A 26,289-nucleotide genomic window follows, 5' to 3' on the forward strand; every position below is an offset into this window, starting at 1 on the left:
GGACGCCCGGAACGAGACCGTCGCCAAGGACGGACGGTCTCAGCGCGGCGAGACGACGACCGCGAGGAGGCCGGGGCCCGTGTGGGCGCCGATGACCGCACCCACCTCGCTGACATGGAGGTCCTCGATTCCGGGGACCCGCTCTCGGAGCCGGTCCGCGAGCACGGCGGCTCGCTCCGGTGCGGAGAGGTGGTGCACGGCGATGTCGACGGAGCCGGAGCCGGCCCGCTCCACGGCGATCTCCTCCAGGCGCGCGATGGCCTTCGAGGCCGTCCTCACCTTCTCCCTCAGTTCGATCCGCCCGCCGTCGAGTTCGAGGAGCGGCTTCACCGCCAGCGCCGAGCCGAGCAGCGCCTGAGCGGCGCCGATGCGCCCGCCCCTGCGCAGATAGTCCAGGGTGTCGACGTAGAAGTAGGCGGAGGTCTCCGCGGCACACTTCTCGGCCGCCGCGGCCGCCTCGTCGAGGGAACCACCGGTCTCCACGACCTGCGCCGCGGCGAGGGCGCAGAAGCCCAGCGCCATGCCGACCATGCGGGTGTCCACCACCCGTACGGGCACGGGGGCGTCCTTGGCCGCGAGCACGGCGGCGTCGTAGGTCCCGGAGACCTCCGCGGACAGATGGAGGGAGAGGACGCCCTGCGCCCCCGCCTCGGCGGCCTGGCGGTAGGCCTCGGCGAAGACCTCGGGGCTCGGCCGGGACGTGGTGACGGACCGGCGCTTCTGCAAGGCCTCGACAAGGGCTTTCGCCGAGATCTCGGTGCCCTCCTCGTGGGCACGGTCGCCGATGACGACGGTCAGCGGGACCGTGGTGATGGCGTGCCGCTCCCTCGTCTGGCGTGGCAGGTAGGCCGTGGAATCGGTGACGATCGCGACATGCCGGGACATGAGCGGGAGGTTACCCGCCGAAGCTGTCGCGCGGCAGCCCGCCCCCCACCGGACGCCGTCCGCCGCCCCGTCCCGGCCGGCTCCAGGGCCGTTCCGTCAGGTGGTGGTCTCCGGGCGGGCCGACTTCTCCCAGGGGTAGGCCGCCCGTCGGGGATCGGGCGCCGTGATCGCGGACCGCTCTCCGTCGGCCCCCGGACCCGTCCGGTCTGCGGGGTGGGCGGGCTGTCCCCATCCGTCGGCCGCCTCCGCGTCCGCGGCCCCGGTCGCCGCCCCGGGACCGGCTGCCCCGGCCGCCCCCCGCCCGGTCTCGGGAGCCGCCCAGTGGCGCAGGGCACCCGCCTCGATGTCGATCTGCGCGCTGAGCGTCGACAGGTCGTCCTCCGCGAACTTCAGCGCCCGCTCCCGGGCGGCGCGCCGCAGCGCGTCTGCCGAGCCGGTGATCCGCTCGGTCCGCGCGGCGAGTTCGGGGAGCTGGCCGGCCACCCACGCCTTGTCGGGCTCCCGCTCCAGACGCTTGAGGTCCGTGTCGAGTTCGAGCCCGTGGGTGCTGAGCCGGTGGAACAGGTCGAGGGACTCCTTCAGCGAGGCGTCCTCGCCGACCCCCGCCCGCAGTGCCTCCTGGGTGGCGCGCATCGAGGTGCGCAGCGAGAGCCGAAGCCGGGCCAGCTCGCTCGCCGTCCCGGCCGCGCCGAAGCTCTTGGCCCGCAGTGTGGTGTCCTCGACCGTGCGCCGGGCCTGGTCGATGGTGCGGTCCACCCCTCGCTTGGCTGCCTTCGCGGCCTTCACGGTGACGTACACCCCGAGCGCCACGAAGGACAAGAAGAGCAGCGCCATGATCGTGATAATCGTGGCTTCCATGTGCGCCCCTCCGGCGTCCGTCGAATCCCCACGGCTGTGGTTCCTCCACCGTAAACGGAAGGGGCAGGCCAGGGGTTCCATCGGAACCCCCAACCTGCCCGTAGGGGAAACCCCTATGTGTCGCTAGCCGTGTCTCTAGCCGGCGACGATGTTGACCAGCTTCGGCGCGCGGACGATCACCTTGCGGATCTGCGCGCCGCCCAGCGCCGCGACCACGTGCGGGTCGGCGAGCGCCAGCGTCTCCAGCTCCGCGTCCGTGATCGACGGGGAGACCTCCAGGCGGGCCTTGACCTTGCCCTTGATCTGCACGACGCAGGTCACGGTCTCGTCGACGACGTACGCCGGGTCGGCGACCGGGAAGTCCTGGTGGACGACCGAGTCGGTGTGGCCCAGCTTGCGCCACAGCTCCTCGGCGATGTGCGGGGCCAGCGGGGCGACCAGCAGCACCAGCTGCTCGGCGACCGGCCGGGAGACCGCGCCACCGGACTTGGTCAGGTGGTTGTTCAGCTCGGTGATCTTGGCGATGGCGGTGTTGAAGCGCATCGCGGCCATGTCCTGCGCGACGCCGTCGATCGCCTTGTGCAGGGCGCGCAGCGTGTCCTCGTCGGGCGCGGTGTCGACGACGGTGACCTCACCGGTCGCCTCGTCGACGATGTTGCGCCAAAGCCGCTGCAGCAGCCGGTACTGGCCGACCACCGCGCGCGTGTCCCACGGGCGGGACACGTCCAGCGGGCCCATCGCCATCTCGTACAGGCGCAGGGTGTCGGCGCCGTACTCGGAGCAGATCTCGTCCGGCGTGACGGCGTTCTTCAGGGACTTGCCCATCTTGCCCAGGACGCGGCTGACCTTCTCGCCCTGGTACCAGAAGCCGCCGTCCCGCTCCTCGACCTCGGCCGCCGGAACGGCGATGCCCCGCGCGTCCCTGTAGACGAAGGCCTGGATCATGCCCTGGTTGTACAGCTTGTGGAACGGCTCGGCCGAGGAGACGTGGCCCAGGTCGAACAGCACCTTGGACCAGAAGCGCGCGTACAGCAGGTGCAGCACGGCGTGCTCGGCGCCGCCGACGTACAGGTCGACGCCGCCGGTGGGCATGCCCTCGCGGGGACCCATCCAGTACTGCTCGACGGCGGGGTCGACCAGCTTCTCGGAGTTGTGCGGGTCGAGGTAGCGCATCTCGTACCAGCAGGATCCGGCCCAGTTCGGCATGGTGTTGGTCTCGCGCCGGTAGCGGCGCGGGCCGGAGCCGTCGCCCAGGTCCAGGGTGACGTTGACCCAGTCCTCGTTGCGGGAGAGCGGGGTCTCCGGCTGGGTGTCGGCGTCGTCGGGGTCGAAGGTGCGCGGCGAGTAGTCCTCGACCTCCGGCAGCTCCAGGGGCAGCATCGACTCGGGCAGCGCGTGGGCGACGCCGTCCTCGTCGTAGACGATCGGGAAGGGCTCGCCCCAGTACCGCTGGCGGCTGAACAGCCAGTCGCGGAGACGGAAGTTGACGGTGCCCTCGCCGATGCCGCGGTCGGCCAGCCAGGCGGTGATCTTCGCCTTGGCGTCGACGACGCCCAGGCCGTCCAGGGAGATCTCGTCGTTGGCGGAGTTGACCAGCTTCGCCTCGTACGAGGAGAAGGCGTCGTCCCAGGTCGAGGGGTCGGTGCCGCGGTCGTCCGAGGGCTCGACGACGCAGCGCATCGGCAGCTCGAAGGCGCGCGCGAAGGCGAAGTCTCGGCTGTCGTGCGCCGGGACGGCCATGATCGCGCCGGTGCCGTAGCCCATCAGGACGTAGTCGGCGATGAAGACCGGGACCTGCTGACCGCTGACCGGGTTGGTCGCGTACGCGCCGGTGAAGACGCCGGTCTTGTCCTTGGCCTCGGCCTGGCGCTCGACGTCGGACTTCGAGGCGGCCTGCTTGCGGTAGGCGTCGACGGCCTCGGAGGGGGTGGCGTGACCGCCGGTCCACACCTCGTGGGTGCCCTCGGGCCAGGCGGCCGGGACGATCTTCTCGACCAGGTCGTGCTCGGGGGCCAGGACCATGTAGGTGGCGCCGAACAGGGTGTCCTGGCGGGTGGTGAAGACGGTGATGGCTCCGGTGCCGCCGACCTGGAAGTCGACGCGGGCGCCCTCGGAGCGGCCGATCCAGTTCCGCTGCTGCAGCTTGATGGCCTCGGGCCAGTCCAGCGCGTCCAGGTCGTCCAGCAGGCGGTCCGCGTAGGCGGTGATCCGCATGTTCCACTGGCGGAGCTTGGCCTTGAAGACGGGGAAGTTGCCGCGCTCGGAGCGGCCGTCGGCGGTGACCTCCTCGTTGGCCAGGACGGTGCCCAGGCCGGGACACCAGTTGACGGGCGCGTCGGAGGCGTACGCCAGGCGGTACTCGCCCAGGAGGTCGGAGCGCTCGGCGGCGCTCAGCTCGCTCCACGCGCGCGTGCCGGGGACCTCACGCGTGCCGTTCTCGAACTGCTCGATCAGCTCGGCGATGGGCCGGGCCTTCTTGGCCTCGTCGTCGTACCAGGAGTTGAAGATCTGCAGGAAGATCCACTGGGTCCACTTGTAGTACTCCGGGTCGATCGTGGCGAACGACCGGCGCTTGTCGTGGCCCAGGCCCAGCCGGCGCAGCTGGACCTTCATGTTCTCCATGTTGGCCTCGGTGGACACGCGCGGGTGCGTGCCCGTCTGCACGGCGTACTGCTCGGCCGGCAGGCCGAAGGCGTCGAAGCCCAGGGTGTGCAGCACGTTGTGGCCGGTCATGCGCGCGTGGCGGGCGAAGACGTCCGTGGCGATGTAGCCCAGCGGGTGGCCGACGTGCAGGCCCGCACCCGAGGGGTACGGGAACATGTCCATGATGAACTTCTTGGGCAGGGCGGCGACGGCGGGGTCGCCCGCCAGGTCACCGGTGGGGTTCGGCGCCTCGTAGGTTCCCTCGGCGTCCCAGAAGTCCTGCCAGCGTGCCTCGATGTCGGCGGCCATGGCTGCCGTGTAGCGATGAGGGGCCGCCGTCTCGGCGGCCGAAGTGATCTCGGTCATGGTCCTTGATGCTCCATCGATCGTCTCTGCCCACTGCCACGAACTGCCCGAAATGAAAAATCCCCTCGCACAGGAGGGGATGCCGCGCCGACTCCGAGGGGATGTCTGTCACCCGTCGGGACTGGTCAGCGCGGCTCGGTAAGCAGGAGGCGTACGGCACGCATGGCGCCAGGGTACCGCAGGGCCCGAGCGGGCCGCACCGGCGTTCCACGGAGCGGCGACGACGGGTGCCAATGAAGAAGCGGGCCACCCGATCCGGGTGGCCCGCTTCTTTTCTGTGGAGCTAAGGAGAATTGAACTCCTGACCTCCTGCATGCCATGCAGGCGCTCTACCAACTGAGCTATAGCCCCTTGCTGTTTTCCGTCTCCGTTTCGGTTTCCCTCGCGGCGACAGACAGAACATTAACCGGCTCCCCGGCAGATCTCCAAATCGATTCTCGGAGCCCCTCTGACCTGCCGGGTAGGGTCGCCGACTGTGTCCGTCTCCGTGCTCTCCAAAGCCCGCGCCCGGCCGTGGCCCATGGCCACCGCCGCGGCGGTCTGCCTGCTCTCGTTCGCGGCCTTCTGGGTGGCGCAACGCCTCGCCCACGTGAACATGCTCGACGTGATGGTCTACCGGGCCGAGGGCGAGACGGTCCGGGCCGGCGGGGACCTGTACGCGATGCGCGCGACCTCGGCGAACCTCGGGATGACCTATCCGCCGTTCGCGGCGCTGCTGTTCGTCCCGCTGACCCTGGTGGGCGTCCCGCTGATGCGGACGCTGACCACGGCGGGGAACCTGCTCCTGGTGATCGCCCTGGTACGGCTGTCCCTCCAGCTGGTCCGGCCCTCCCTCTCCCGTACGGACCTGTGGCGCACGGCGCTGTGGGTCGCCGCCGTCGCGGTCTGGTGCGAGCCGGTGTGGACGACCCTGCGGTACGGCCAGATCAACCTGCTCATAGCGGTGGCGGTGCTCTGGGACCTCACCCGCCGCGAGGGCAGCCGCTGGGCCGGCCTGGGCATCGGCCTGGCGACCGCGGTGAAGCTCACTCCGGGGCTCTTCGTGGTGCTGCTGCTCGCGGCGGGTCTGCTGCTGTGGCGCCGGGACCGGGGCATGAACCAGTGGCTGCGCACGGCGCTGACGGCGACCGGGGTGTTCCTCGGGACGACGCTGGCCGTGGCACTCGCCCTGCCGGCGGACTCGAAGCGGTTCTGGACACGGACCCTGTTCGAGACGGGCCGGGTCGGCTTCGCCGAGGAGACCGCCAACCAGTCGATCCGCGGGGTCCTGGCCCGGCTGATGCACACGGACGACCCGGGTATGTGGTGGGCGGTGACCGCGGCCGTCCTGGGCGGCGCGGCGATGCTGCTCGCGGTACGGGCGGCGGTGCGCGGCGACAAGGCGGTGGCCGTGGTCGTCTGCGCGTTCACGGCGCTGATGATCAGCCCCATCTCGTGGTCCCATCACTGGGTCTGGTGCGTGCCCCTGCTGATCCTGCTCGCGGACCGCGCCACGCGCGCGTGGCCGGTGACGGGGGCGGTGGCGCTGGTCTTCGCCTCGTTCGCGCTGTGGTGGGTGCCGCACGACCCGGGCCGCCCGGAACTGGACCAGAACGCCGGGCAGATGCTGCTGTCCGCGGTCTATCCGCTGACGGCGACGGCGCTGCTCGTGGGCTACGCGCTGACGCTGCGGCGTCAGGCCGTGGCGAAGGAGTAGAACCGCTTGAGGGTGCAGTGCTCGTCGAGGAGCCGGCCGTAGATCGGCTCCCCCTCCAGCTCGCGGTAGGTCTCGATGGGGTCGCCTTTTATGATCAGCGCCCGCGCGCACTCCTCGCACCAGTACTGGAATCCGGGGTTGACGGGGTCCATGTCACGCACGATGGGCGTGCCGCTGCCGCACCAGTCGCACTTCCGCCTGTGTGCACCCATCAGTCAGCTCCAGCTGTGGCCGCAGGCCGTGCACCCATAGGACACCCTGCCGTTGTCGCCGAGCACTTGGGTCACCCTCCCGTCCGGATCGTCGTCCCCCTCCGGCCGTCCGATTCTGCCATGGCACCGCAAGAGGGTCAGCGTGATCGTCGCGGCAGTCCCGCCGTGGCGCCCAGGAAGCAGGCGGCGGCCAGGGCCAGGGCGGTCGTCCACAGGGCGTCGGCTGACTCCAGGGCTCCGGAATCCGCGTACCGGCCGAGGAAGAGCGTGCCGAAGGCGGCGACGCCGACGAGCTGTCCGAGCTGGGTGACGGTGGCGAGCAGTCCGCTGGCGTCGGCCGCGTCCTCGGGGCGTACGGTGGCCAGCGCCCCGGTCAGGGCGGGGCTGAAGGCCAGTGAGATCCCCGCGCCGAACGCGCCCAGGGCCGGGTACAGCCCCCAGCCTCCGGTGCCGCCGTCCCCGAGCAGTCCTCCGACACCGAGGGCCCCCGCGGCCGCGAGCAGGAATCCGGCGGGGACCAGAGCGCGGTGCAGCCGGGCCGGCCGGCGCCGCCAGGTCAGGCCGACGGTGCCGAAGACGACGGCAGCGGGGCCGAAGGTGAGTCCGGCGCGCAGGGCGCTGTGGCCGAGGCCGCCCTGCAGGTGCAGGGTGAGGGTGAACAGGAAGCCGGCGTTGACGCTCATCGCCACGGCGATCGAGACCACGGCCCGCCCCATCCCGGGGACGCGCAGCACGCGGGGGGCGATCAGCGGGGCGCCGCCCCGCCGGGCGAGCCGGGACTCGTACACGCCGAAGACAGTGGCGAGCACCAGGGAGCCGCCGAGAGAGAGCCAGGACCACAGTGGCCAGTCCTGCTCCTGGCCGAGGACCAGGGGGACGGTCAGGAGGGACACGGCGGCGGCGAGCAGGAGCAGACCCGGCAGGTCGAGGGCACGCGCGCGCGTGGGCCCCGCGTGTGCGTCCCGGGGCAGCATCCGGGCGCCGAGGACGAGCAGGGCGATCCCGATGGGGACGTTGACCAGGAAGACCGGTCGCCAGCCGGTGCCGAAGAGGTCGGCGCTCACCAGGACACCGCCGGCGACCTGCCCGGCGGCCGCGCCGGTGGCCAGGACCGCGGAGTACGCGCTGAGGGCCCGGGCCCGGGGCGCGCCCGAGAAGTTGCGCTGGATGAGACTCAGGACCTGAGGGATCATCAGGGCGGATCCCGCGCCCTGCACCAGCCGGAAGGCGATCAACTGGTTCGCGTCCGCGGCGAGTCCGCAGGCGAGCGAGGCCGCGGTGAAGAGGGCGAGTCCGCCGAGGTACGCGCGGCGGTGGCCGACCAGGTCACCGAGGCGGGCCCCGGTGATCAGCAACACCGCGTAGGTGATGGTGTATCCGGCGATGACGAGCTGGAGCGCGCCTCCGGACGCGGAGAGTTCGGTCCGGAGGGTGGGGGCGGCGACGTTGACGATGAAGACGTCGAGGAGTGCCATGAACTGGGCGGCGAGCACCACTGCGAGCAGCAGTCCGGGGCGGCTGTCGGTGGCACCGTCTTTACTGAGTACGGGACGTGTCGTGGTCGAGGTCATGCGACGAGCGTGACCGCGATCGGATACGGGTGACGAGAGCCCGCCGATGCTGGTACTGACACCACCTGGCAGCGGCGGCAGGGGGCCTCGACCATGGGGGTGTGACGATTGTGGCAGCGGTACCGACGCAGCGACGGCGACGACCGGAACTGGCCGCGTTCCTGCGCAGCCGCCGGGCCAGGGTGACCCCGGAGGACGTGGGCATGCCGCCGGGACTCCGCCGGCGCACGCCAGGGCTGCGCCGCGAGGAGGTCGCCCAGCTCTCCGGCGTGGGCGTGACCTGGTACACCTGGCTGGAGCAGGGTCGGCCGATCAACGCCTCCGGGCAGGTCCTCGACGCGGTGGCCCGCACCCTCCGCCTCGACCGGCCGGAACGCGAGCACCTCTACCACCTGGCCGAGGTGCCGTACGCACCGGACCGGTCGGCCTCGGACGCCGAGGAGGTCAGCCCGGAGATCCAGGGCATCCTCGACGCTCTGGACCCGCTCCCGGCAGTGCTCTACAACGCCCGGTACGACGTGCTCGCGACCAACGTCCTGTACGAGCGGCTCCTGATGCAGAACGGACAGGGCCTGGACACCGGCCCGTTCGGCATACGCAACGTGCTCTGGGCGCTCTTCAGCGTGCCGGGGCCAACGTGCCCGGTGGTCGACAGGAAGCGGGAGCTGCCGCTGATGGTGGCCCAGCTGCGCGGTGCGTACGGCCGCCACGTGGGCGAGCCCGGCTGGGAGGAGTTCGTACGCCGTCTCGCGGAGGCCAGCCCGGAGTTCGCCCGGCTCTGGCGCAGCGGTGACGTGGTACCGCCGGGGACGAGGGTGAAGACCTTCCGGCACGAGCAGGTGGGCGAGGTCCGGTTGACCTCGGTCTCCCTGTCGGTCAACGGGATGCCGGAGTGCCGGATCGTGACGTACACGCCGAGCGACGAGGAGAGCCGCCGGGGGATCGAGATCCTTCGGACCATATGACGAAAACGACGAATCCCGCCCCCTGATGGGGGCGGGATTCGGTGACTGTGGAGCTAAGGAGAATTGAACTCCTGACCTCCTGCATGCCATGCAGGCGCTCTACCAACTGAGCTATAGCCCCTCGTGTTCTTCGCGCTCCGCGCTGCGAACAAGAAGAACTCTAGCCTGTGACCTGCCGGAAAGTGAAATCCGGGTCCGGCAGGCCCGGTCGTGGGGCTCAGTCGTCGTCGCCGAGGACCGGCTCGGGCAGCGTGCCCGCGTTGTGCTCCATCAGACGCCAGCCGCGGGCGCCCTCACCGAGCACCGACCAGCAGCAGTTGGAGAGCCCGCCCAGGCTCTCCCAGTGCCGGGCCTCCAGGCCCAGGAGCCGGCCGATGGTGGTGCGGATGGTGCCGCCGTGGCTGACCACGACGAGCGTGCCGTCCTCGGGGAGCTTGTCGGCGTGCTCCAGGACCACCGGGGCGGCCCGGTCGGCCACCTCGGTCTCGAGCTCACCGCCGCCCCGGCGCACGGGCTCGCCGCGCTTCCACGCGGCGTACTGCTCGCCGTACCGCCCCACGATCTCCTCGTGGGTCAGTCCCTGCCACTCCCCCGCGTACGTCTCGCGCAGGGCGGAGTCGTGGGCGACGGTGTGGCCGGTGAGCGCGGCCAGCTCGGCGGCGGTGGCCGCCGCCCGCTTCAGGTCGGAGGCCACGATGGCGTCCGGCTTGAGCGCGGCGAGCAGACGTGCGGCGCGGCGCGCCTGGGAGACGCCGGTCTCCGTCAGCTCGATGTCCGTCGAGCCCTGGAAGCGGCGCTCCAGGTTCCACGAGGTCTGGCCGTGACGCCAGAGGACGATGCGGCGGCCGCTGCCGCCCTTGGTGGTGCTCAGCTCAGCTCACCGTCCGGTCCCTCGGGAAGGCCGGACCCGGCCTCGATGTCGGCGCCGGTCAGAGCGGCGTGCTCGGCGGCCTTGCCGCGGGTCTTCAGGGCGTCCTCGGGCAGGTCGAGCTCGGGGCAGTCCTTCCACAGCCGCTCCAGGGCGTAGAAGACCCGCTCCTCGCTGTGCTGGACGTGGACGACGATGTCGACGTAGTCCAGCAGGATCCAGCGCGCGTCGCGGTCGCCCTCACGGCGGACCGGCTTGGCGCCGAGCTCCTTGAGCAGCCGCTCCTCGATCTCGTCGACGATCGACTTGACCTGGCGGTCGTTGGGCGCGGAGGCGAGCAGGAAGGCGTCGGTGATCGACAGCACGTCGCTGACGTCGTACGCGATGATGTCGTGCGCGAGCCGGTCGGCTGCCGCCTGGGCGGCGGTCTTGACGAGCTCGATGGAACGGTCCGTAGCGGTCACAAGCAGGCTTTCGTCGGCGGTCCAGTACCCCTCCAGGGTCTCACGGACCGCCGACGGTCCCGTCGGCCTTTTCGGGGGTGCCCCTTACCGGGCCGCCGGGACCTTGTAGTCCTGCCCCAGGATCACGGTGACCGCGATCGTTCCCGAGGGCTTGCCCTTCTCGACCGAGCCGGCGGGCAGCCCCAGCGTCTTGGCCACCTCGGCCGCCGTGGCCTTCTGGGCGTCGTCGCCGTAGAGGACCTGCGATTCCTCCCGGGTCGGCGCCTCGGCGCCGCCCACGAACGTGAAGCCGCCGTTGATCAGGACGATCCGGGCCGCCTCAGCCGCCTTCTTGCCGGAACCGTCCCGCACCGAGACCCGGGGCACCTCGCCCGCCTCGGGCGCGGTGACCTTGCCGCCCAGGATGTCCTTCACCACACTGTCGCTCGCGCTCTCGGTCAGCGCGCCGTCCTGCCCCACGGGCAGCAGGGCCGTCTTGTAGTCGCCGATCTTGGCGTGCTCGGCGAGCTTGGCCAGGGAGGCGGCGAGGTCCTTCTCGGGGAGCGAGGGGTCGAGGATCTGCTGGAGGGTCTCGATGGTGACCGTGGCCGCCTCGGGGTCGCTGGAGAACTTCCGCAGCACTCCGTACATGACCTGGCCGAAACGCTGGAGCTGCTTGGCCTCGGCCTCGCCGGGCGCCCTGTACGTGGCGTAGGCGACGGCGGCGCGGCCGTTCAGGGTCTGCTTCTCGCCCTGCCTGACCAGCGGTTCGGCGCCCTTCTTGGTGTCGGGGACGGTCGTGTCGGTGTCGATCTCGATGCCGCTGACGGACTCGACGAGGTTCTCCAGGTACGGGGTGTCCAGCCGCCAGGTGCCGGTGATCTCCGTCCCGAGCAGGTTGCCGATGGCCTCCCGGGTGCCACTGGAACCGTCGTCCTCGACGGACTTCCCGAGGGTGGTCCCGGCGCCCTCTGCGTCGGCGACGACGACGGAGTTGGGGAGGAGGACCGTGGTGCCCTGGCGGGTGGTCGTGTTGTCCACGAGCAGGGCGGTGGAGGTGGTGCCGTTCTTGAGGTCGTGGAGGTGGACGACGATCGTGTCGCGCTGCTGCGGGCCCGACGCGGTGCTCCCGCCCTTGCCGTCCGGGTCGGACGAACCGGGCAGCAGGCCTGCCGACCAGAGGTAGCCGAGGCCGCCCGCGACGGCGAGGACGAGGACGACGACGAGCGCGACGACCCGGTTGCGGCCGCGCCGTCTGGCCTCCTCGCGCCGCTCCGAACGGCTCTCGGTGAACTTGAGCCAGTCGATGACGTCCTCGGAGTCCTCGTCGGGCTCCTCGATGAACGAGAACTGTTCGGTGCGGTACGCGCGGTCGTCCTCGTCCTGCCGCGCCGGGGCGGACCGCTCGGACGCGGGACGCTGGCCGGGGACGCCGGCGGGCGCCGCGACCGGGGCGGCCGGCGCCGGCTGCACGGGGGCCTGTACGGGTGCGGGCGCGGGCTCGGCCTGGGCGGCCCACTGCTGTCCGGTGTCGTAGGACGGGTAGGCGTAGCCCTGGTGCGCGTAGGGGTCGTACTGCGGGGACGGCCCCGGCTCCTGGGCGGGTGGCTGCTGGGCGTACGACTGCTGCGCGGGAGGCTCCTGGGCGTACGGGTCGTAGCCGTACGTCTGCGGGGGCTGCTGCTGCCCGTCGTACGGGTCGTAGTGCTGTGCCTGCGGCTGCTGTGCCTGCGGCTGCTGGTACACCGGCTGCCCGTACTCGTCGTAGCCGATGAGCTGCGGCTGCGGATAGTACGGGTCGTACGGGTGCTGCTGATCGTTCACCGGTGGCCCTCCCCGAAGCTCACTCGCCGCGGTACAACTGGCGCTTGTCGATGTAGCGCACCACGCCGTCCGGGACCAGATACCAGACGGGGTCGCCCTTCGCGACCCTCGCCCTGCAGTCGGTGGAGGAGATGGCGAGCGCGGGGATCTCGACGAGCGAGACCCCGCCCTTGGGCAGTCCGTCGTCGGTGAGGTCGTGGCCCGGCCGGGTGACGCCGATGAAGTGGGCGAGCGAGAAGAGCTCCTCGGCGTCGCGCCAGGTGAGGATCTGCGCCAGCGCGTCGGCTCCGGTGATGAAGAAGAGGTCCGCGTCGCTGTTGAGAGACCGCAGGTCCCGCAGGGTGTCGATGGTGTAGGTCGCGCCGCCGCGGTCGATGTCGATCCGGCTCACCGAGAACTGCGGATTGGACGCCGTGGCGATGACCGTCATCAGGTAGCGGTCCTCGGCCGCCGAGACGACCTTGTGGTTCTTCTGCCACGGCTCCCCGGTCGGCACGAACACCACCTCGTCGAGGTGGAACAGGGCGGCGACCTCGCTGGCCGCCACCAGGTGTCCGTGGTGGATCGGGTCGAAGGTTCCACCCATCACGCCGAGTCGGCGCTTGCCGCGCCCGCCAGTAGGCACTTCCTGCTCTCCCATGCGTGCAGAGCCTACTGGCACGGCGGCAGACGCCGGATCAGCGGTCTCCGGTTCAGCGGTCGCGGTTGAAGCGGGTGGTGATCCACAGCAGCAGAAGCAGGGCACCGAAGGCGCCGAAGCCGGTGAGGTAGGGGCTGAGGCTTTCGTGGTTGCCGCCGTGCTCGGCACCCTCGGCGAGGGTGACCAGGTTGGCGGCGGTGCTGTGGAGGCTCATCTTCGGCAGACCTATCGATCGGGGATGGGAGCGGAGACTTCGCGCACATCGTATGCGGGCGGTCCCGGCGTGCTCACGCCGACTCAGGCGTTGGCGTCACGGTCCGTGCCGCCGCCGTCGGGGGTGCCGGCGCCCGCGCGGGTGCCTTCCTGGTCGCGGATGGCCGCCGCGTCGCTGCTGCCGGCCGTGTCGCGGGTGTCGGCCGCTTCCGTCGTGCCGTCGGTGCGGTATCCGCGCAGCAGGAACCAGGCGAGCAGGGCCACGCCCACGATCGAGACGAGCAGCACGATGCGGAGCGTGCCACCCGGCCCCTGCTGTGCGGCGGCCGCGAGCAGGACGGCTGCGGCGTCTGCGGTGTCCGGCATGTCGGTCGTGTCCTTCGGTCGTCCTCGGTGCCCCAGTTATCCACAGGCCCCGCCCACACGGTAGCGCCAGCGCCTACGCTGGGCTCAGTCAGGGGGACGAGCATCGACTCGTACGAACAGGGGGCATCCATGACCGAGAACGACCTGGGGAACGTGCCGAGCAGGCAGCGGAAGCGGTTCCCCGGCATCTCCTCGCGCGCCTACGAACATCCGGCCGACCGCTCCGCCCTCGTGGCGCTGCGGAAGCTCAGCGGCTTCGACACGGCCTTCAAGGCGCTCAGCGGACTGCTGCCGGAGCGCAGCCTGCGGCTCCTCTACCTCTCGGACTCCGTCCGGGTGAGCGACGCGCAGTTCGTCCACCTCAACGACATGTTGAGGGACGCCTGTTACATCCTGGACCTGGAGAAGGTCCCGCCGATGTACGTCACGCAGGACCCGAGGCCCAACGCCATGTGCATCGGCATGGACGAGCCGATCATCGTGGTCACCACCGGTCTGGTGGAGCTCCTCGACGACGAGGAGATGCGGGCGGTCGTCGGCCACGAGGTCGGGCACGCGCTCTCCGGACACTCCGTGTACCGCACGGTCCTGCTCTTCCTCACCAGCCTCGCGCTCAAGATCGCCTGGATCCCGCTGGGGACGGTCGCGATCACGGCCATCGTGATGGCGCTGCGCGAGTGGTTCCGCAAGTCGGAGCTCTCCGCCGACCGGGCGGGGCTCCTCGTCGGCCAGGACGTGCAGGCGTCGATGCGCGGGCTGATGAAGATCGCCGGCGGCAACCACCTGCACGAGATGAACGTGGACGCGTTCCTCGCCCAGGCCGACGAGTACGAGAAGGCCGGGGACCTGCGGGACTCGGTCCTGAAGATCCTCAACGTACTGCCGCGTTCGCACCCCTTCACCACCGTCCGGGCGGGGGAGCTGAAGAAGTGGGCGGAGAGCCGCGACTTCCAGCGGATCATGGACGGTCACTACCCGAAGCGCTCGGAGGACAAGGACACCTCGGTCACGGACTCCTTCCGCGAGTCGGCCGGGCACTACGCCGACACGGTGCGGACCAGCAAGGATCCGCTGATGAAGCTGGTCGGGGACATAGCCGGCGGCGCCGGTGACCTGGCGGGCGACCTCGGCGGACGGCTGCGCAACCGGTTCGGCGGCGGCCAGGGCGGCCCGAAGGCCGACGGCGGGCCGGCCGGGGACGGCACGGGCGCCGGAGGCGAGGCCGGGAACCGGAAGGCCGACGGCGCCGGGGACGGTCAGAGCGACGGCTGAGCGCTCGGCGCCAGCGTCCCGCAGAGTGCGGGGGCGGCGGGCCGGGCGGTGGCGTAGGGGTCGGTGACCGCCGGGCCGCCGCCCGCGTCGGAGGCCCGCGCTCCCGCCAGGAGCGGCTTCAGGGAGCCCGTGGCATCGACGCCGCATGCCTGCGGACCGGCCTCAACGGTGCTGGTCAGCAGCTCGGCTCGGTGCATGCGCAGGTCCTCGCGGTCGAAGCGGAAATGCACCACGCGGTGGACCGTGAAGAGGGAGGCCGCGGCGGCCGGCCCCGTGCCGTGGACGGCCGGACGGAGGGCGTAGGTGTACGTGTGGTCCGCGGTGACGTCCAGGGTGTCGGGTCCGGTCTCCTCGAAGCGGAGGGTGCCCTGCACGCGGACGGCGGGGTCCGCGAGGGCCACCTGCCGGGGGTCGAAGCGGACGAGCCAGCCCGCGAGGGCGTGCCGGCCGTCGTCGGAGGGGGACTCGACGCTCCGGTCGAACTGTCCGAGCTGGTCCGGATCGAGCAGCAGGCGCGCGGGCCGGACGGTCGCCCCGGACAGGACGTCGGGCTCCAGGGCGGAGGCCACCAGGTACTCCTTGGCGATGCTGAGGCCGGTGACGACCTGGCTCTCGGCGAAGTGGGAGGTGCGGCCGGCGACGGGCAGGTTGATGCCGGCGGCCCCGGTGCGGTACTCGGCGGCCGGGCTGTGGGCGAAGAGCTGAGCGGGTGTGCCGCCCGGGACAGGGTTCAGGGGGGCGAGCGGGACGACGGTGGTCCGCAGGGGTTCGGCCCGCTGGTCGACGGGGGGCAGGTACGGGTTGCGGACACCGAGGTAGATGGCGGTGCCGAAGGCGAGGAGGATCAGCAGCACCAGCAGGACGGCCTGGCGGGAGCCGGTCCGGGCCTCCCAGGAGGAGCGGCTGCGGACGGCCTGGGCGTGCTCGCCCATCCGCTCCTGGGCCGAGAACTCCTGGAGGTGGGCAGCACGGATGAACGCCTCGTCGAAGACGACGGATCGGTACTCGTCCTCACCACCGCCGGGGAATCCCTCGGGTGTCCCCTCAGGCGGGTCGCCACGCCCTGCCATACCTTCAGGGTAGGTCCGCGGGGGCTTCGGTAAACGCCCAGGTACACGACAAGTTCGGAAGAATTCCGCCGTCTGGGTGGACCGGGGCGCGCGGCGCGGCGGGGCCTGTCCGGCCCTGTCCGCCGGACAGGCCCTAGCGGGGTGACGCCGACCGGGCCGCGGGGGCGGGAGCGTGGGCCGCCGGTGGGGCCGGGTTCGGTTTCGGTGTGTCGACGCCGGTGGTGGCCGGCGGCGGGACCTGGTCGTCGTGGTTGGCGGCCGCGCCCCGGTAGACGGCGCTGAAGGCGAGGGCGACCATGCCGACGCCCATGACGAGGGCGAGGATCCAGGCGACGGGCCGGTACCAGCGGGCCCGGCCCCGGTAGGGGCGCAGGGCTCCGCCGTGGCGGCCGTAGGGGCTGGCGTCGTCGCCGATGTCGTCGGGCTCGTAGGTGAGGCCGAAGACGTCGGGGCCGTCGTCGTAGGGGTCGTCCTCTGCCGATCCGACGCCGGCGAGGGCGCGTGCGGCCTCTGCCTCGGCTCGGGCCTGGGCGGCGGCGAGGAGCCGCTCGACCGCGGTGGGCTCGTGGATGGTGGCGGCCCGTACGAAGTCCTCGTCGAACACCACGTCGGCGTAGACCTCGTCGGCGCCTCCGCGGTCGACAGAGTCCTCGGGGTCCCCGCCGTCCTGGAACGGCTTGCCCCCCACGTCGTCCGGCACGGATTCAGAGTAGACCCGCGAGGTGGTTTTGGGCAGGGAGAGGGCGAACCCTCCCGGCCCTTCCCGCCCGTACCGAAAGGAGGTGTTACCGCACGTGACCGTCACCGGTGACGATGTACTTGGTCGAGGTCAGCTCGGGAAGGCCCATGGGGCCCCGGGCGTGCAGCTTCTGGGTGGAGATGCCGATCTCCGCGCCGAAGCCGAACTGGCCGCCGTCCGTGAACCGGGTGGAGGCGTTCACGGCGACCGTGGTGGAGTCGACCAGCTGGGTGAAGCGGCGGGCCGCGGCCTGCGAGGTGGTGACGATCGCCTCGGTGTGACCGGAGGACCACATCCGGATGTGCTCGACCGCCTTGTCGAGGGAGGAGACGACGGCGGCGGCGATGTCGTACGAGAGGTACTCGGTCTCCCAGTCCTCCGGCGTGGCCGGGACGACGGTGGCCTTGGAGCCCTCGGCGAGGGCGAGGACCCGCTCGTCGGCGTGGACGGTGACGCCGGCCTCGGCGAGGGCGGCGAGGGCCTTGGGGAGGAAGGCCTCGGCGATGTCCTGGTGGACCAGGAGGGTCTCGGCGGCGTTGCAGACGCTGACCCGGTGGGCCTTGGAGTTGATCAGGATGTCGACGGCCATGTCGAGGTCGGTCTGGGCGTCCACGTAGACGTGGCAGTTGCCGGTGCCGGTCTCGATGACCGGGACGGTGGACTCCTCGACGACGGTGCGGATGAGGGAGGCGCCGCCGCGCGGGATGAGGACGTCGACGAGGCCGCGGGCGCGCATCAGCTCGCGGACCGACTCGCGGGACTCGCCGGGGACGAGCTGGATCGCGTCGGCGGGCAGTCCGGCGCCGCCGACGGCGTCGCGCAGGACGGTCACCAGGGCGGTGTTGGAGGCGTACGCGGAGGAGGAGCCGCGGAGCAGGACGGCGTTGCCGGACTTGAGGCAGAGGGCGGCGGCGTCGACCGTGACGTTGGGGCGGGCCTCGTAGATGATGCCGACGACGCCGAGCGGGACACGCACCTGGCGCAGGTCGATGCCGTTGGGGAGGGTCGAGCCGCGGACGACCTCGCCGACGGGGTCGGGCAGCGCGGCGACGTCCCGGACGTCGGCGGCGATGGCCCGGACGCGCTCCGGGGTGAGGGTCAGACGGTCGATGATGGCCTCGCTGGTCCCGGCTTCGCGGGCCTTGGCGATGTCCACGGCGTTGGCTTCGACGATCTCGGCGGTGCGGACTTCCAGGGCGTCCGCGATCGCGAGGAGCGCGTCGTCCTTGGCCGCGCGCGGGAGTGGCGCGATTTCGGCGGCGGCGCCACGGGCCCGGTAGGCGGCCCGGGTGACCGGGGAGAGGTTGTCGAGGGGCGTGAGCGAGGTCATGTCCGCAGGGTACTGGCACCTCTGCGGACATCCCTCACGTATCCCGCACTCCGAGACGTCATCCCGCCGCTCAGTAGGGGTGGACGCCGACCGGGGCGGCGGGCGGCGGGCCGTAGCCCTCCGCGATCCGCTGGTGGTAGGTCTCGCGGTCGATGACCTCGAGCCCCACGATCTCCCAGGGCGGCAGCTTGGCGGTCTGCCGGTGCTCGCCCCACAGGCGCAGGGCGACGGCCGCCGCGTCGTGCAGGTCGCGGGCCTCCTCCCAGTACCGGATCTCGGCGTGGTCGTTGGCGTAGCGGCTGGTCAGCAGGAAGGGGTGGTCGTGGGCCAGCTGTTCGAGCCCGCGTCGGACCTCCTTCAGCGGTGACTCCACGCCCGACACACTGAGAGTGATGTGCCAGAGCCTGGACACCGGCCGTTCCTCCCGTGTCTCGGTGGTGGTCTCGGTCTTCCTGTCCGTGGACCTGTCCCGTGCCTCGTCGAAGTCGGCTCCGGCCTCGACACTGGTCAGGGCGCGTTCGGCAGTCCCACGGGGCGGTGCCCCTGGGCGCGCTCGTCTCACCGGCGGCCTCCTGTGTGATGCGTGTGGTGCTGTACCCCGCCTTGTCTTACCCCCGGGACAAAGTTGACCAGCCCGCGGCGGCACATGGGGCGGTTTTGGTAAACGTCCCTTCCGGATGGCCAGACTTTCAGCCGTTTCGGCGTCGGCCGCGTCAGCGGATGACGACCAGGTCGTCGCGGTGGACGACCTCTCGCTCGTACTCGGGTCCGAGGTCCTTGGCGAGCTCGCGGGTGGAGCGGCCGAGCATCCGGGGCAGCTCCTTGGCGTCGAAGTTGACGAGGCCGCGGGCGACGGCCCGGCCGGAGGAGTCGCGGAGTTCGACGGGGTCACCGGCCACGAAGTCGCCCTCGACGGCCGCGACACCGGCGGCGAGCAGGGACTTCTTGCCCTCGACGACGGCCTGTACGGCTCCGTCGTCGAGGCTGAGGGAGCCCTGCGGGGTGGAGGCGTGAGCGAGCCAGAGCAGCCGGTCGGCGGAGCGGCGGCCGGTGCGGTGGAAGTACGTGCCGGTGTCCCGGCCGGCGAGGGCGTCGGCGGCGCGGCTCGCGGAGGTGAGGACGACGGGGATGCCGGCGGCTGCGGCGATCCGGGCCGCCTCGACCTTGGTGACCATGCCTCCGGTGCCGACGCCCGCCTTGCCGGCCGAGCCGATCTCGACGTGCGCGATGTCCGAGGGGGCGGCGACCTGCGCGATCCTCGACGTGCCGGGCTTGGACGGGTCTCCGTCGTAGAGCCCGTCGACGTCGGAGAGCAGCACGAGCAGGTCGGCGCGGACGAGGTGGGCGACGAGGGCGGCGAGCCGGTCGTTGTCGCCGAAGCGGATCTCGTCCGTGGCGACGGTGTCGTTCTCGTTGACGACGGGCAGCGCGCCCATGGCGAGGAGCTGGTCCAGGGTGCGGTACGCGTTGCGGTAGTGGGCGCGCCGGCTGGTGTCGTCGGTGGTGAGGAGGACCTGGCCGACGCGGACGCCGTAGCGGGCGAAGGAGGCGGTGTAGCGGGCGACGAGGAGGCCCTGGCCGACGCTGGCCGCGGCCTGCTGGCGGGCGAGGTCCTTGGGGCGGCGGGTGAGGCCGAGCGGTGCGAGTCCCGCGGCGATGGCGCCGGAGGAGACGAGGACGATCTCCTTCTCGCCGCCGCTGCGGACCTTGGAGAGGACGTCGACGAGGGCGTCGACGCGGTCGGCGTCGAGGCCTCCGGAGGCGGTGGTGAGCGAGGAGGAGCCGACCTTGACGACGATCCTGCGGGCCTCCGTCACGTACTGCCTCGTCACGTCCGTCTGTCCCGTCACCTGCGTCGCCACCTGCGTCGTCCTCACTCGGCTGTCCCACGCGCCGCGCACTCCCCGCCGCGGCTGCCTGGCAATCTACGCGAGCCGGGAGGGCCGCCGCTCGTCCGTTTCGCTCCCTGGACCGGAGGCGGGGGGCCGGCCGGTGCCGCGGGGCACCAGGATCCGCTGGGAGATCAGGTAGGTGAAGGGGATCGCGACGACGGCCGCCACGAGTGGCGCGATCCTGTCGTCCATTCCGGCCCAGGTGACGAGGGCGTAGAGGCCGACGCTCTGCACGAGGTAGTTGGTGACGTTGGTGAGCGGGAAGAGGGCGAACTTCTTCCACGTCGGCCGGGTGCGGTAGGTGAAGTAGGTGTTGAGGAAGAAGGAGCCGATCATGCTGAGGAGGAAGGCGAGGGAGTACGCGGCGAAGTACGGCATCCAGGGGTGCAGGAGCAGGTAACAGCCGAAGAAGGTCCCCGTGTTGACGCCGCCGACCAGGGCGAAGCGGAAGATCTCCGCGAGCCGCGCCCGGCGCCCCCCGGAAGCGGCGCCGGCCTCCATCAGCGCTCCCGCTCGGCGGTCACGACGCGGATGCGCTCGGCTGCGGCGCGCTCGGCGGCCGCGCGGCCGAAGGAGCGGTGGGTCTCCTTCACGAGGAAGTGGGGCCGCCGCTTGGTCTCGTAGTAGATGCGTCCGATGTACTCGCCGATCAGCCCCAGCATCACCATCTGCACTCCCCCGAGCCCCACGATGATCGCGACCAGCGTGACGTAGCCGGGGGCGGTGACGCCCTGGGTGATCGCGGTGACGGTCACCCAGAGGGCGTAGAGAGCGGCGAGGCCGGTGAGCATCATGCCGAGCCAGAGGGCGATGCGCAGCGGACGGTTGTTGAAGGAGATCAGCCCGTCCATGCCGTAGTTGAGCAGGGAGCTGAACTTCCACTTCGTCTCGCCGCCCTCGCGCGCGGCGTTCTGGTAGTCGAAGGTGACGGCGTCGAAGCCGATCCAGGAGAAGAGGCCCTTGGAGAAGCGGTTGTACTCGGGGAGCGACAGCAGGGCGTCGACGGCGGGCCGGGAGAGCAGACGGAAGTCGCCGACGCCGTCGGTGAGTTCGACGTCGACCCAGCGGTTGACGGCCCGGTAGTACACACGACTGAGCGCCGTACGGACCTTCTTGTCCCCCTCGCGGGTGCGCCGCGCCATCACCTGGTCGTGACCCTGGTGATAGAGGTCGAGCATGCGTGCGAGCAGCTCGGGCGGGTGCTGGAGGTCGGCGTCCATGATGACCACGGCGTCGCCGGTGGATTTGCGCAGGCCGGCGAGCATCGCGGCCTCCTTGCCGAAGTTGCGGCTGAAGGAGGCGTACTGGGTGCGCTGCGGGTGCCGGGCGGCGATCTCGCGCAGCTTGCCCAGCGTTCCGTCGGAGCTCCCGTCGTCGACGTAACAGATCTCGTATCCCACGGGGAGCGCGTCGAGCACATGTCGCATCCGCGTATCGAACCGCTCAATGACGTCTTCCTCGTTGAAGCAGGGGACGACGACGGAAAGCCTGGTCATGGAACGGTCACTCCAGAGGGATGGGCGAGAGGACGTCCGAAAGGACTGGCAGATCTGGCAGGTCTGGCAGCACCGACAGGGCTGGAAGGACCGCCACCGGACTCTCCTTCGAGCAGGGCGGCCACGGTACGGCGCGGCGGTGACCGCCGGGCGTCGTCAGCGTGACCGCCCCTGGTCGGCATGTCGTCCATGGAGCAAAGCATGCGGGGAAAGATATTGGTGTACGTGGCATTTCACCCATTTGTCACTCGTAGGAGCGACATGCCACGGACTTGGGTTACGGGAGCGATGACCGTTGAGCAGGACGACCATCTCGGAGCACGGTGACGCACCGATGCCGAACGACGGACCGGACCTCGGCGAGGACACCGGCGCCGGGAAGAAGGGAGAGGCGGCCGGAGGCCCGGAGGGCCCCGCCCGGGTACTGTCCTGGGTCGCGCTCGTCGTCGCCGCAGGCGCAGGGGCGCTGCTCTCGGTCGGCGCCTTCCTCGGCGTCTACGTCCGCCCCACGTCGGACGACTGGTGCGCCCTCTGGAAGGCCCGCGACATGGGCGTCCTGGGCATCACCTCGGACTTCTACCGCACCCAGAACGGGCGCGTCACCAACGCCTTCCTGACCGGCCTCCTCTACTCCGACGGCATGCGCGGGCCGAAGCTGCTGCCCGCCTTCCTGATTCTCACGCTGGGCGTGGGCCTGTTCCTCCTCGCCCGGGAGGTGCTGCGGGTGCTGCGCCTGCCGTTCCCGCCGGTGGCGACAGCGACGGCGGTCCTGGTGCTCGAAGCGCTGCTGTTCCTGGCGGGGACCCGCTCGTACCAGGTGCTGCTCTGGGCGCCGGCCACCCTCTCCCACACGCTCCCGAGCGTCATCGGCGTCTGGGCGGCGCTCTCCGCGGTGTGGGCGGCCCGCGGCCGGCGGCCCTGGGCCCGGCCCGTCGCCGTCGGCTCGGCGGTCCTGCTCGGCACGGCGATCGGCACCCTCAGCGAACCCTTCGTCGCCATGTCCGGGCTGATCGCCGTGACGGCCGGCGTGCTCTGCCTCCCCCGGCTGCGTCTCACCCACGACCGGTTCGCGTCGATGTGGTGCGCCGCCTGGTGCCTGGGTCTGCTGATCGGCACGGTGCTGCTCTCGACGTCCCCCGGCGCCCGCTGGCGGCGCGCCCAGCAGCCGGAGCGACCGCTGTCCCTGTCGGAGCTCGGGGCGACCCTCCAGGACTGGGGGCGCGTCTGGGAGACGATCGGCGGCCAGTGGGCGTACACGGGCGCCCTCGCCGCGGGGATGCTCCTCGGCCTGGCCCTGGCGCTCCCGGGCCGCCGCCGCACCCCCGGGACCTCCCAGGACGGCGCGGAGCGGGGCCCCCGGGCTGCGCGCGGCACGGTGCTCGTCGTCGCCGTCCTGCCGGTGCCCCTGATCGCGCTCGGCAGCCTTGTCGCCACGTACGGTCTGCGCGGCGGTTACGGGGCGACCGGCTGGACGTACGCGCGCGCGTGGACCAGCTTCCTCGTGCCCTTCCTCATCGCGCTCTGCGGTTACGGCGTCTGGCTCGGCCACCGGATCGGGCGCGGGCTCGGCGCCCGGCCCGCCCTGGCCGCGGCCGCCGCGGGCGTCGCGGGAGCCGTCGCCCTGGCGGGTACGGCCGCCCTGGTGCTGCCGACGCGGACCCTGACCACCAACACGGTGGCGCGCGGCCTGGCCTGGGACCGGCAGGACGCCAGGATCCGCGCGGAGGCGGCGGCTGGCCGCAGGGAGGTGGCGTACCGCCCCCTGCTCGTCGGCGGCCTCGCGGAGCCCTTCTTCACGACGGTGTACGCGCGGGACTGGGCCGCGCAGTGCGCCGCCACGTACTACGGGGTGGAGCGCCTGACCCGCCCCTGATTCGCACATTCCTGCGAAGGGTGACAGGCCGTAACGGATGGTGAACGCCAGGGAGTTTGAGTTGCGGGTGCAGCAAAGACAAGTGAATCGAGGTGCACGTGCCTGACGTCTCCGTGGTCGTCATCGCCTACAACGACGCAGAGCGTCTGCCGACGGCCGTACGGTCGGTCCTGGAGCAGACACTGCACGGCGTCGAAGTGGTGATCGTCGACGACTGCAGCAAGGACGACACCTTCGCGGTCGCCCAGGCCCTGGCCGCCGAACACCCGGACCGGGTCAGGGCCTTCCAGCTGCCGCGCAACAGCGGCGGCTGCGGCGCGCCGCGCAACTTCGGCATCCAGCAGGCCGCCGGCACGTACGTCATGTTCCTCGACAGCGACGACGTCCTGGAGCGCAACGCCTGCCGCAACATGCTCGGCGCCGCCGAGAGCACCGGCGCCGACCTCGTCTCCGGCCTCTGCGTCCGCGTCCACCTGGACACCCGCAACCGGAAGACCACCGAGTGGTACCCCTGGCTCTACTCCCGGACCCGGACGATCGACTCGATCACCGAACTGTCCGACCTGCTGGTCTTCGACACGCTGTCGACGAACAAGTGCTACCGGCGCGCGTTCCTCCTGGATCAGGGGCTGGAGTTCCCCGTCGGCATCCACTACGAGGACCTGCTCTTCTCGGCCCAGGCCTATGTCGCCGCGAGCCGCATCACCCTCATCCCGAACCGCGTCTACTACTGGAACGTGCAGGAGAGAGCCTCCGCCAAGTCGATCAGCAACCGGCGCCACGAGATCGCCAACTTCGTCCACCGCATGGAGATCCACCGCCGCGTGGACGCGCTCCTGGAGAGCAAGGGCTACGACGAGCTCAAGTACCGCAAGGACATCAAGTTCCTCAAGCACGACCTCGTCCTCCACTTCCGTGACCTGGCACTGCTCGACGAGGACTACCGGCGCGAGTTCGCCGAGCTGGCCAACGGCTACCTCGCCGAGATCGACCCCCGGGCGTACGAGGAGGTGCAGCCGCTGCACGCCATCTGCGCCTATCTCCTGAGCAAGGAGGACTGGGACAACCTCCTGCGCGCCACCGAGGCGCTCGCCAACCCCGGCCGCCTCACCACCGCGCTCGCCGAGCGGGACGGACGCGTCTACTGGTGCGCCGAGCACCTGGACACCGAGCAGGGCCGCCGCATCCTGGACGTCACCGCCGCCGGCTACGACACCCGCCCGCTGACCTCGCTCGCCCTCGGCAACCGGCTGACCTCGTACGCGGGCTCCGGCGGTGTCGTCGAACTCGCCGGACGCGTCGTCAATCCGCTGGGCCGGATCACCCCGGACGCGGACCTCGGCGCCGTCCTGGAGATCTCGGCCCGCCGCGGCGTCAGCGGCAGGGCCGCGCACGTCCCCGTCACCTCGGTCCGCCACGCCGGCGACCGGATCGAGTGGGACGCCCGGGTGGACATCGCCCGTACGGTCCGTCCGCTCGGCATCATCGACGCCGTCTGGGACGTCCGCCTGATCCTCACGGTCGACGGCCGGAAGCTCAGGACCCGGGTCTCCGTCGGCGGCACCCCCATCGACGAAGCCGCCGCCGTCCGTATCCGCCCCCGGCTGACCCAGCTGGTCTCCGACCGCTTCGTCCCCGAGGTCACGAGGAAGGGCAACCTGTCGTACGTCCTCGCGGCCGAGGGCAGGGCGGCCGTGCGCACCTCGGCGTTGATCGAGGGCGCCATGCACGGGCGGGCGGCGCGCCTCGCGAAGACCGGCCTGAAGCGACTGCTCCACGCGAAGCGCAACCTGAACTCGGGCGAGACCAAACTCCGCCTCTACCACCGGCTCTACAGCAAGCTGCCGATCCGCAAGGGGCTCGTCGTCTTCGAGAGCCACCTCGGCAAGCAGTACAGCGACAGCCCCAAGGCGATCTACGAGGAGATGCGCCGCCGGGGCATCGCCTTCGAGGGCGTCTGGTCCTACGCGGGCGCCCGGCCCACCGGGTTCCCGGAGGACGCCGTCCTCGTGAAGCGCTGGAGCCGGCAGTACCTCCGGGCGCTGGCCCAGGCCGAGTTCTGGATCGACAACCAGGGCTTCCCGCTGCGCCTCGCCAAACGTCCCGGCACCACCTACATCCAGACCTGGCACGGCACGGCACTCAAGCGCATGGGCTTCGACGAGCCGCACACCAAGTCCCGGGGTCTGGCGGCCCAGGAGACCTTCCAGAAGGCGCTGGACCGCTTCGACCACTTCCTGATCCGCGGCGAGCACGACCGGCGCACCCTCGCCAAGGCCTTCCGGCTCCGCGACGAGGTGCTGCTGCCCGTCGGCTACCCGCGCAACGACGAACTCGTCGCGGCGCACCGGCGGGAGGCCGAGACCGGCAGGCGGGAGCGCGGTCCGCTCGCGGACGAGCTGGGCCTCGACCCGGGGAAGACCGTGCTGCTGTACGCGCCGACCTTCCGCGCCACCCCCGGCGGCAAGGTGCGCTCCTTCCAGCTCCCCTTCGACGTCGAGGAGTTCGCCGAGCGCTTCGGCGACACCCACACACTGCTGATCAGGACGCACTATCTGAACAGCGTGTCGCTCCCGCCGTCGGTCCAGGGCCGGGTCGTCGACGTCTCCCGCCGCCACGACGTCACCCCGCTCCTCGCCCTCGCGGACGGGCTGATCACCGACTACTCCTCCGTAATGTTCGACTACGGGCTCCTCGACCGCCCGATGGTCTTCCTCACGTACGACTACGAGGAGTACGCGAAGGAGAACAGGGGCACCTACTTCGACCTGAAGGAGCGTGCCCCCGGTCCCGTCGTGACCACGGAGGAGGAGTTCTTCGGAGTGATCGCCAACTTCGGGGACGAGGCCGACATCAAGTACGCGGCTGCCCGCCAGCGGTTCAACGCCGAGTTCAGCGAGTACGACCGGGGCGACGCCGCCCGCCGGATCGTCACCACGTTCTTCACCGCGGGCGGAAAGACCGGGGGCGGGAAGTGACCGAGCTGCTTCACGAGGAGCGGGAAGTGACCGAGCAGAGCACCGTCTCCGGTGGCCGTGACATCTTCATCGTCTCCAACAGCGTGGAC

23 protein-coding genes and 2 tRNA genes are annotated in these 26,289 nt (G+C 71.3%); 5 read left to right on the forward strand and 20 right to left on the reverse strand.

Translation table 11 applies throughout. The features are described from left to right. Nucleotides 1-39: 39 nt before the first annotated feature. From ACZ51I_RS03695 to ACZ51I_RS03710, 4 genes are all read right to left on the reverse strand, one after another. Complete coding sequence (locus ACZ51I_RS03695) at nucleotides 40-885, reverse strand: DegV family protein (RefSeq protein ID WP_468871263.1); 846 nt, start codon at nucleotides 883-885, stop codon at nucleotides 40-42. 96 nt (nucleotides 886-981) lie between these two features. Further along, the gene (locus ACZ51I_RS03700; protein ID WP_468871264.1) at nucleotides 982-1,743 is read right to left on the reverse strand and encodes a hypothetical protein; all 762 of its coding nucleotides are present in this window, start codon (nucleotides 1,741-1,743) and stop codon (nucleotides 982-984) included. A gap of 135 nt (nucleotides 1,744-1,878) precedes the next feature. After that, nucleotides 1,879-4,752 carry a leucine--tRNA ligase gene (leuS, locus tag ACZ51I_RS03705; RefSeq protein ID WP_468871265.1) on the reverse strand — a complete coding sequence of 958 codons (2,874 nt, stop codon included), beginning with the start codon at nucleotides 4,750-4,752 and terminating at the stop codon, nucleotides 1,879-1,881. 278 nt (nucleotides 4,753-5,030) lie between these two features. Next, a tRNA-Ala gene (locus ACZ51I_RS03710) sits at nucleotides 5,031-5,103 on the reverse strand. A 124-nt stretch (nucleotides 5,104-5,227) separates the two neighbouring features. Between ACZ51I_RS03710 and ACZ51I_RS03715 the strand changes: the two genes are divergently transcribed. Further along, nucleotides 5,228-6,448: a glycosyltransferase 87 family protein gene (locus tag ACZ51I_RS03715; protein ID WP_468871266.1), complete on the forward strand. Its 1,221-nt coding sequence runs from the start codon at nucleotides 5,228-5,230 to the stop codon at nucleotides 6,446-6,448. Here the strand turns inward: ACZ51I_RS03715 and ACZ51I_RS03720 are convergent. Then, nucleotides 6,427-6,660 carry a hypothetical protein gene (locus ACZ51I_RS03720; protein WP_015033559.1) on the reverse strand — a complete coding sequence of 78 codons (234 nt, stop codon included), beginning with the start codon at nucleotides 6,658-6,660 and terminating at the stop codon, nucleotides 6,427-6,429. The two genes, ACZ51I_RS03715 and ACZ51I_RS03720, sit on opposite strands and share 22 nt — an antisense overlap. A 137-nt stretch (nucleotides 6,661-6,797) precedes the next feature. After that, the gene (locus ACZ51I_RS03725; RefSeq protein ID WP_468871267.1) at nucleotides 6,798-8,231 is read right to left on the reverse strand and encodes an MFS transporter; all 1,434 of its coding nucleotides are present in this window, start codon (nucleotides 8,229-8,231) and stop codon (nucleotides 6,798-6,800) included. Nucleotides 8,232-8,332: 101 nt separating this feature from the next. Here ACZ51I_RS03725 and ACZ51I_RS03730 point away from each other — a divergent pair, with 101 nt between their 5' ends. After that, on the forward strand, nucleotides 8,333-9,196 hold the full coding sequence (locus tag ACZ51I_RS03730) for a helix-turn-helix transcriptional regulator (protein WP_468871268.1): 864 nt from the start codon (nucleotides 8,333-8,335) through the stop codon (nucleotides 9,194-9,196). Nucleotides 9,197-9,244: 48 nt separating this feature from the next. Here ACZ51I_RS03730 and ACZ51I_RS03735 read toward each other — a convergent pair. The 7 genes from ACZ51I_RS03735 to ACZ51I_RS03765 form a co-directional block, all read right to left on the reverse strand. Then, nucleotides 9,245-9,317, reverse strand: a tRNA-Ala gene (locus ACZ51I_RS03735). Between the two features lie 96 nt (nucleotides 9,318-9,413). Beyond that, complete coding sequence (locus ACZ51I_RS03740; RefSeq protein WP_468871686.1) at nucleotides 9,414-10,067, reverse strand: histidine phosphatase family protein; 654 nt, start codon at nucleotides 10,065-10,067, stop codon at nucleotides 9,414-9,416. Further along, a complete protein-coding gene (gene rsfS / locus ACZ51I_RS03745; protein ID WP_366035795.1) occupies nucleotides 10,064-10,528 on the reverse strand; it encodes a ribosome silencing factor in 465 nt (154 codons plus the stop codon). Before rsfS ends, ACZ51I_RS03740 begins: the two co-directional genes overlap by 4 nt. Nucleotides 10,529-10,612: 84 nt before the next feature. Then, nucleotides 10,613-12,331, reverse strand: coding sequence for an LCP family protein (locus ACZ51I_RS03750; protein ID WP_468871269.1), 1,719 nt, complete (start codon nucleotides 12,329-12,331; stop codon nucleotides 10,613-10,615). Nucleotides 12,332-12,350: 19 nt separating this feature from the next. Continuing rightward, a complete protein-coding gene (gene nadD / locus ACZ51I_RS03755; protein WP_468871271.1) occupies nucleotides 12,351-12,971 on the reverse strand; it encodes a nicotinate-nucleotide adenylyltransferase in 621 nt (206 codons plus the stop codon). 52 nt (nucleotides 12,972-13,023) lie between these two features. Beyond that, nucleotides 13,024-13,185, reverse strand: coding sequence for a hypothetical protein (locus tag ACZ51I_RS03760; protein WP_187282665.1), 162 nt, complete (start codon nucleotides 13,183-13,185; stop codon nucleotides 13,024-13,026). 83 nt (nucleotides 13,186-13,268) lie between these two features. Then, nucleotides 13,269-13,550 carry a hypothetical protein gene (locus tag ACZ51I_RS03765; protein ID WP_468871705.1) on the reverse strand — a complete coding sequence of 94 codons (282 nt, stop codon included), beginning with the start codon at nucleotides 13,548-13,550 and terminating at the stop codon, nucleotides 13,269-13,271. Between the two features lie 129 nt (nucleotides 13,551-13,679). On the opposite strand from ACZ51I_RS03765, the gene ACZ51I_RS03770 reads away from it, so the two are divergent. Next, on the forward strand, nucleotides 13,680-14,822 hold the full coding sequence (locus ACZ51I_RS03770; RefSeq protein ID WP_468871272.1) for a M48 family metallopeptidase: 1,143 nt from the start codon (nucleotides 13,680-13,682) through the stop codon (nucleotides 14,820-14,822). Here the strand turns inward: ACZ51I_RS03770 and ACZ51I_RS03775 are convergent. The 7 genes from ACZ51I_RS03775 to ACZ51I_RS03805 form a co-directional block, all read right to left on the reverse strand. After that, the gene (locus tag ACZ51I_RS03775; RefSeq protein WP_468871273.1) at nucleotides 14,807-15,892 is read right to left on the reverse strand and encodes an SCO2583 family membrane protein; all 1,086 of its coding nucleotides are present in this window, start codon (nucleotides 15,890-15,892) and stop codon (nucleotides 14,807-14,809) included. The two genes, ACZ51I_RS03770 and ACZ51I_RS03775, sit on opposite strands and share 16 nt — an antisense overlap. 133 nt (nucleotides 15,893-16,025) lie before the next feature. Further along, on the reverse strand, nucleotides 16,026-16,592 hold the full coding sequence (locus tag ACZ51I_RS03780; protein ID WP_468871275.1) for an SCO2584 family spore wall biosynthesis protein: 567 nt from the start codon (nucleotides 16,590-16,592) through the stop codon (nucleotides 16,026-16,028). Nucleotides 16,593-16,677: 85 nt separating this feature from the next. Further along, nucleotides 16,678-17,961: a glutamate-5-semialdehyde dehydrogenase gene (locus ACZ51I_RS03785; RefSeq protein ID WP_468871276.1), complete on the reverse strand. Its 1,284-nt coding sequence runs from the start codon at nucleotides 17,959-17,961 to the stop codon at nucleotides 16,678-16,680. A 70-nt stretch (nucleotides 17,962-18,031) separates the two neighbouring features. Further along, complete coding sequence (locus tag ACZ51I_RS03790; RefSeq protein WP_468871278.1) at nucleotides 18,032-18,523, reverse strand: hypothetical protein; 492 nt, start codon at nucleotides 18,521-18,523, stop codon at nucleotides 18,032-18,034. 151 nt (nucleotides 18,524-18,674) lie between these two features. Beyond that, nucleotides 18,675-19,778 (reverse strand): glutamate 5-kinase, encoded by a 1,104-nt coding sequence (proB, locus tag ACZ51I_RS03795; RefSeq protein WP_468871687.1) that lies wholly within the window; start codon nucleotides 19,776-19,778, stop codon nucleotides 18,675-18,677. Nucleotides 19,779-19,886: 108 nt separating this feature from the next. Next, nucleotides 19,887-20,354 (reverse strand): GtrA family protein, encoded by a 468-nt coding sequence (locus ACZ51I_RS03800; RefSeq protein WP_468871279.1) that lies wholly within the window; start codon nucleotides 20,352-20,354, stop codon nucleotides 19,887-19,889. Beyond that, nucleotides 20,354-21,349: a glycosyltransferase family 2 protein gene (locus ACZ51I_RS03805; protein WP_468871280.1), complete on the reverse strand. Its 996-nt coding sequence runs from the start codon at nucleotides 21,347-21,349 to the stop codon at nucleotides 20,354-20,356. The genes ACZ51I_RS03800 and ACZ51I_RS03805 overlap by 1 nt, the downstream gene beginning before the upstream one ends. Before the next feature lie 334 nt (nucleotides 21,350-21,683). Here ACZ51I_RS03805 and ACZ51I_RS03810 point away from each other — a divergent pair, with 334 nt between their 5' ends. Together ACZ51I_RS03810 and ACZ51I_RS03815 are read left to right on the forward strand one after the other, a co-directional pair. Further along, the gene (locus ACZ51I_RS03810; RefSeq protein WP_468871281.1) at nucleotides 21,684-23,222 is read left to right on the forward strand and encodes a hypothetical protein; all 1,539 of its coding nucleotides are present in this window, start codon (nucleotides 21,684-21,686) and stop codon (nucleotides 23,220-23,222) included. Nucleotides 23,223-23,314: 92 nt separating this feature from the next. Next, nucleotides 23,315-26,200: a bifunctional glycosyltransferase/CDP-glycerol:glycerophosphate glycerophosphotransferase gene (locus ACZ51I_RS03815; RefSeq protein ID WP_468871282.1), complete on the forward strand. Its 2,886-nt coding sequence runs from the start codon at nucleotides 23,315-23,317 to the stop codon at nucleotides 26,198-26,200. The last annotated feature ends 89 nt before the right edge of the window (nucleotides 26,201-26,289 follow it).

The sequence above is a fragment of the Streptomyces sp. NPDC034084 genome, from assembly GCF_055575535.1.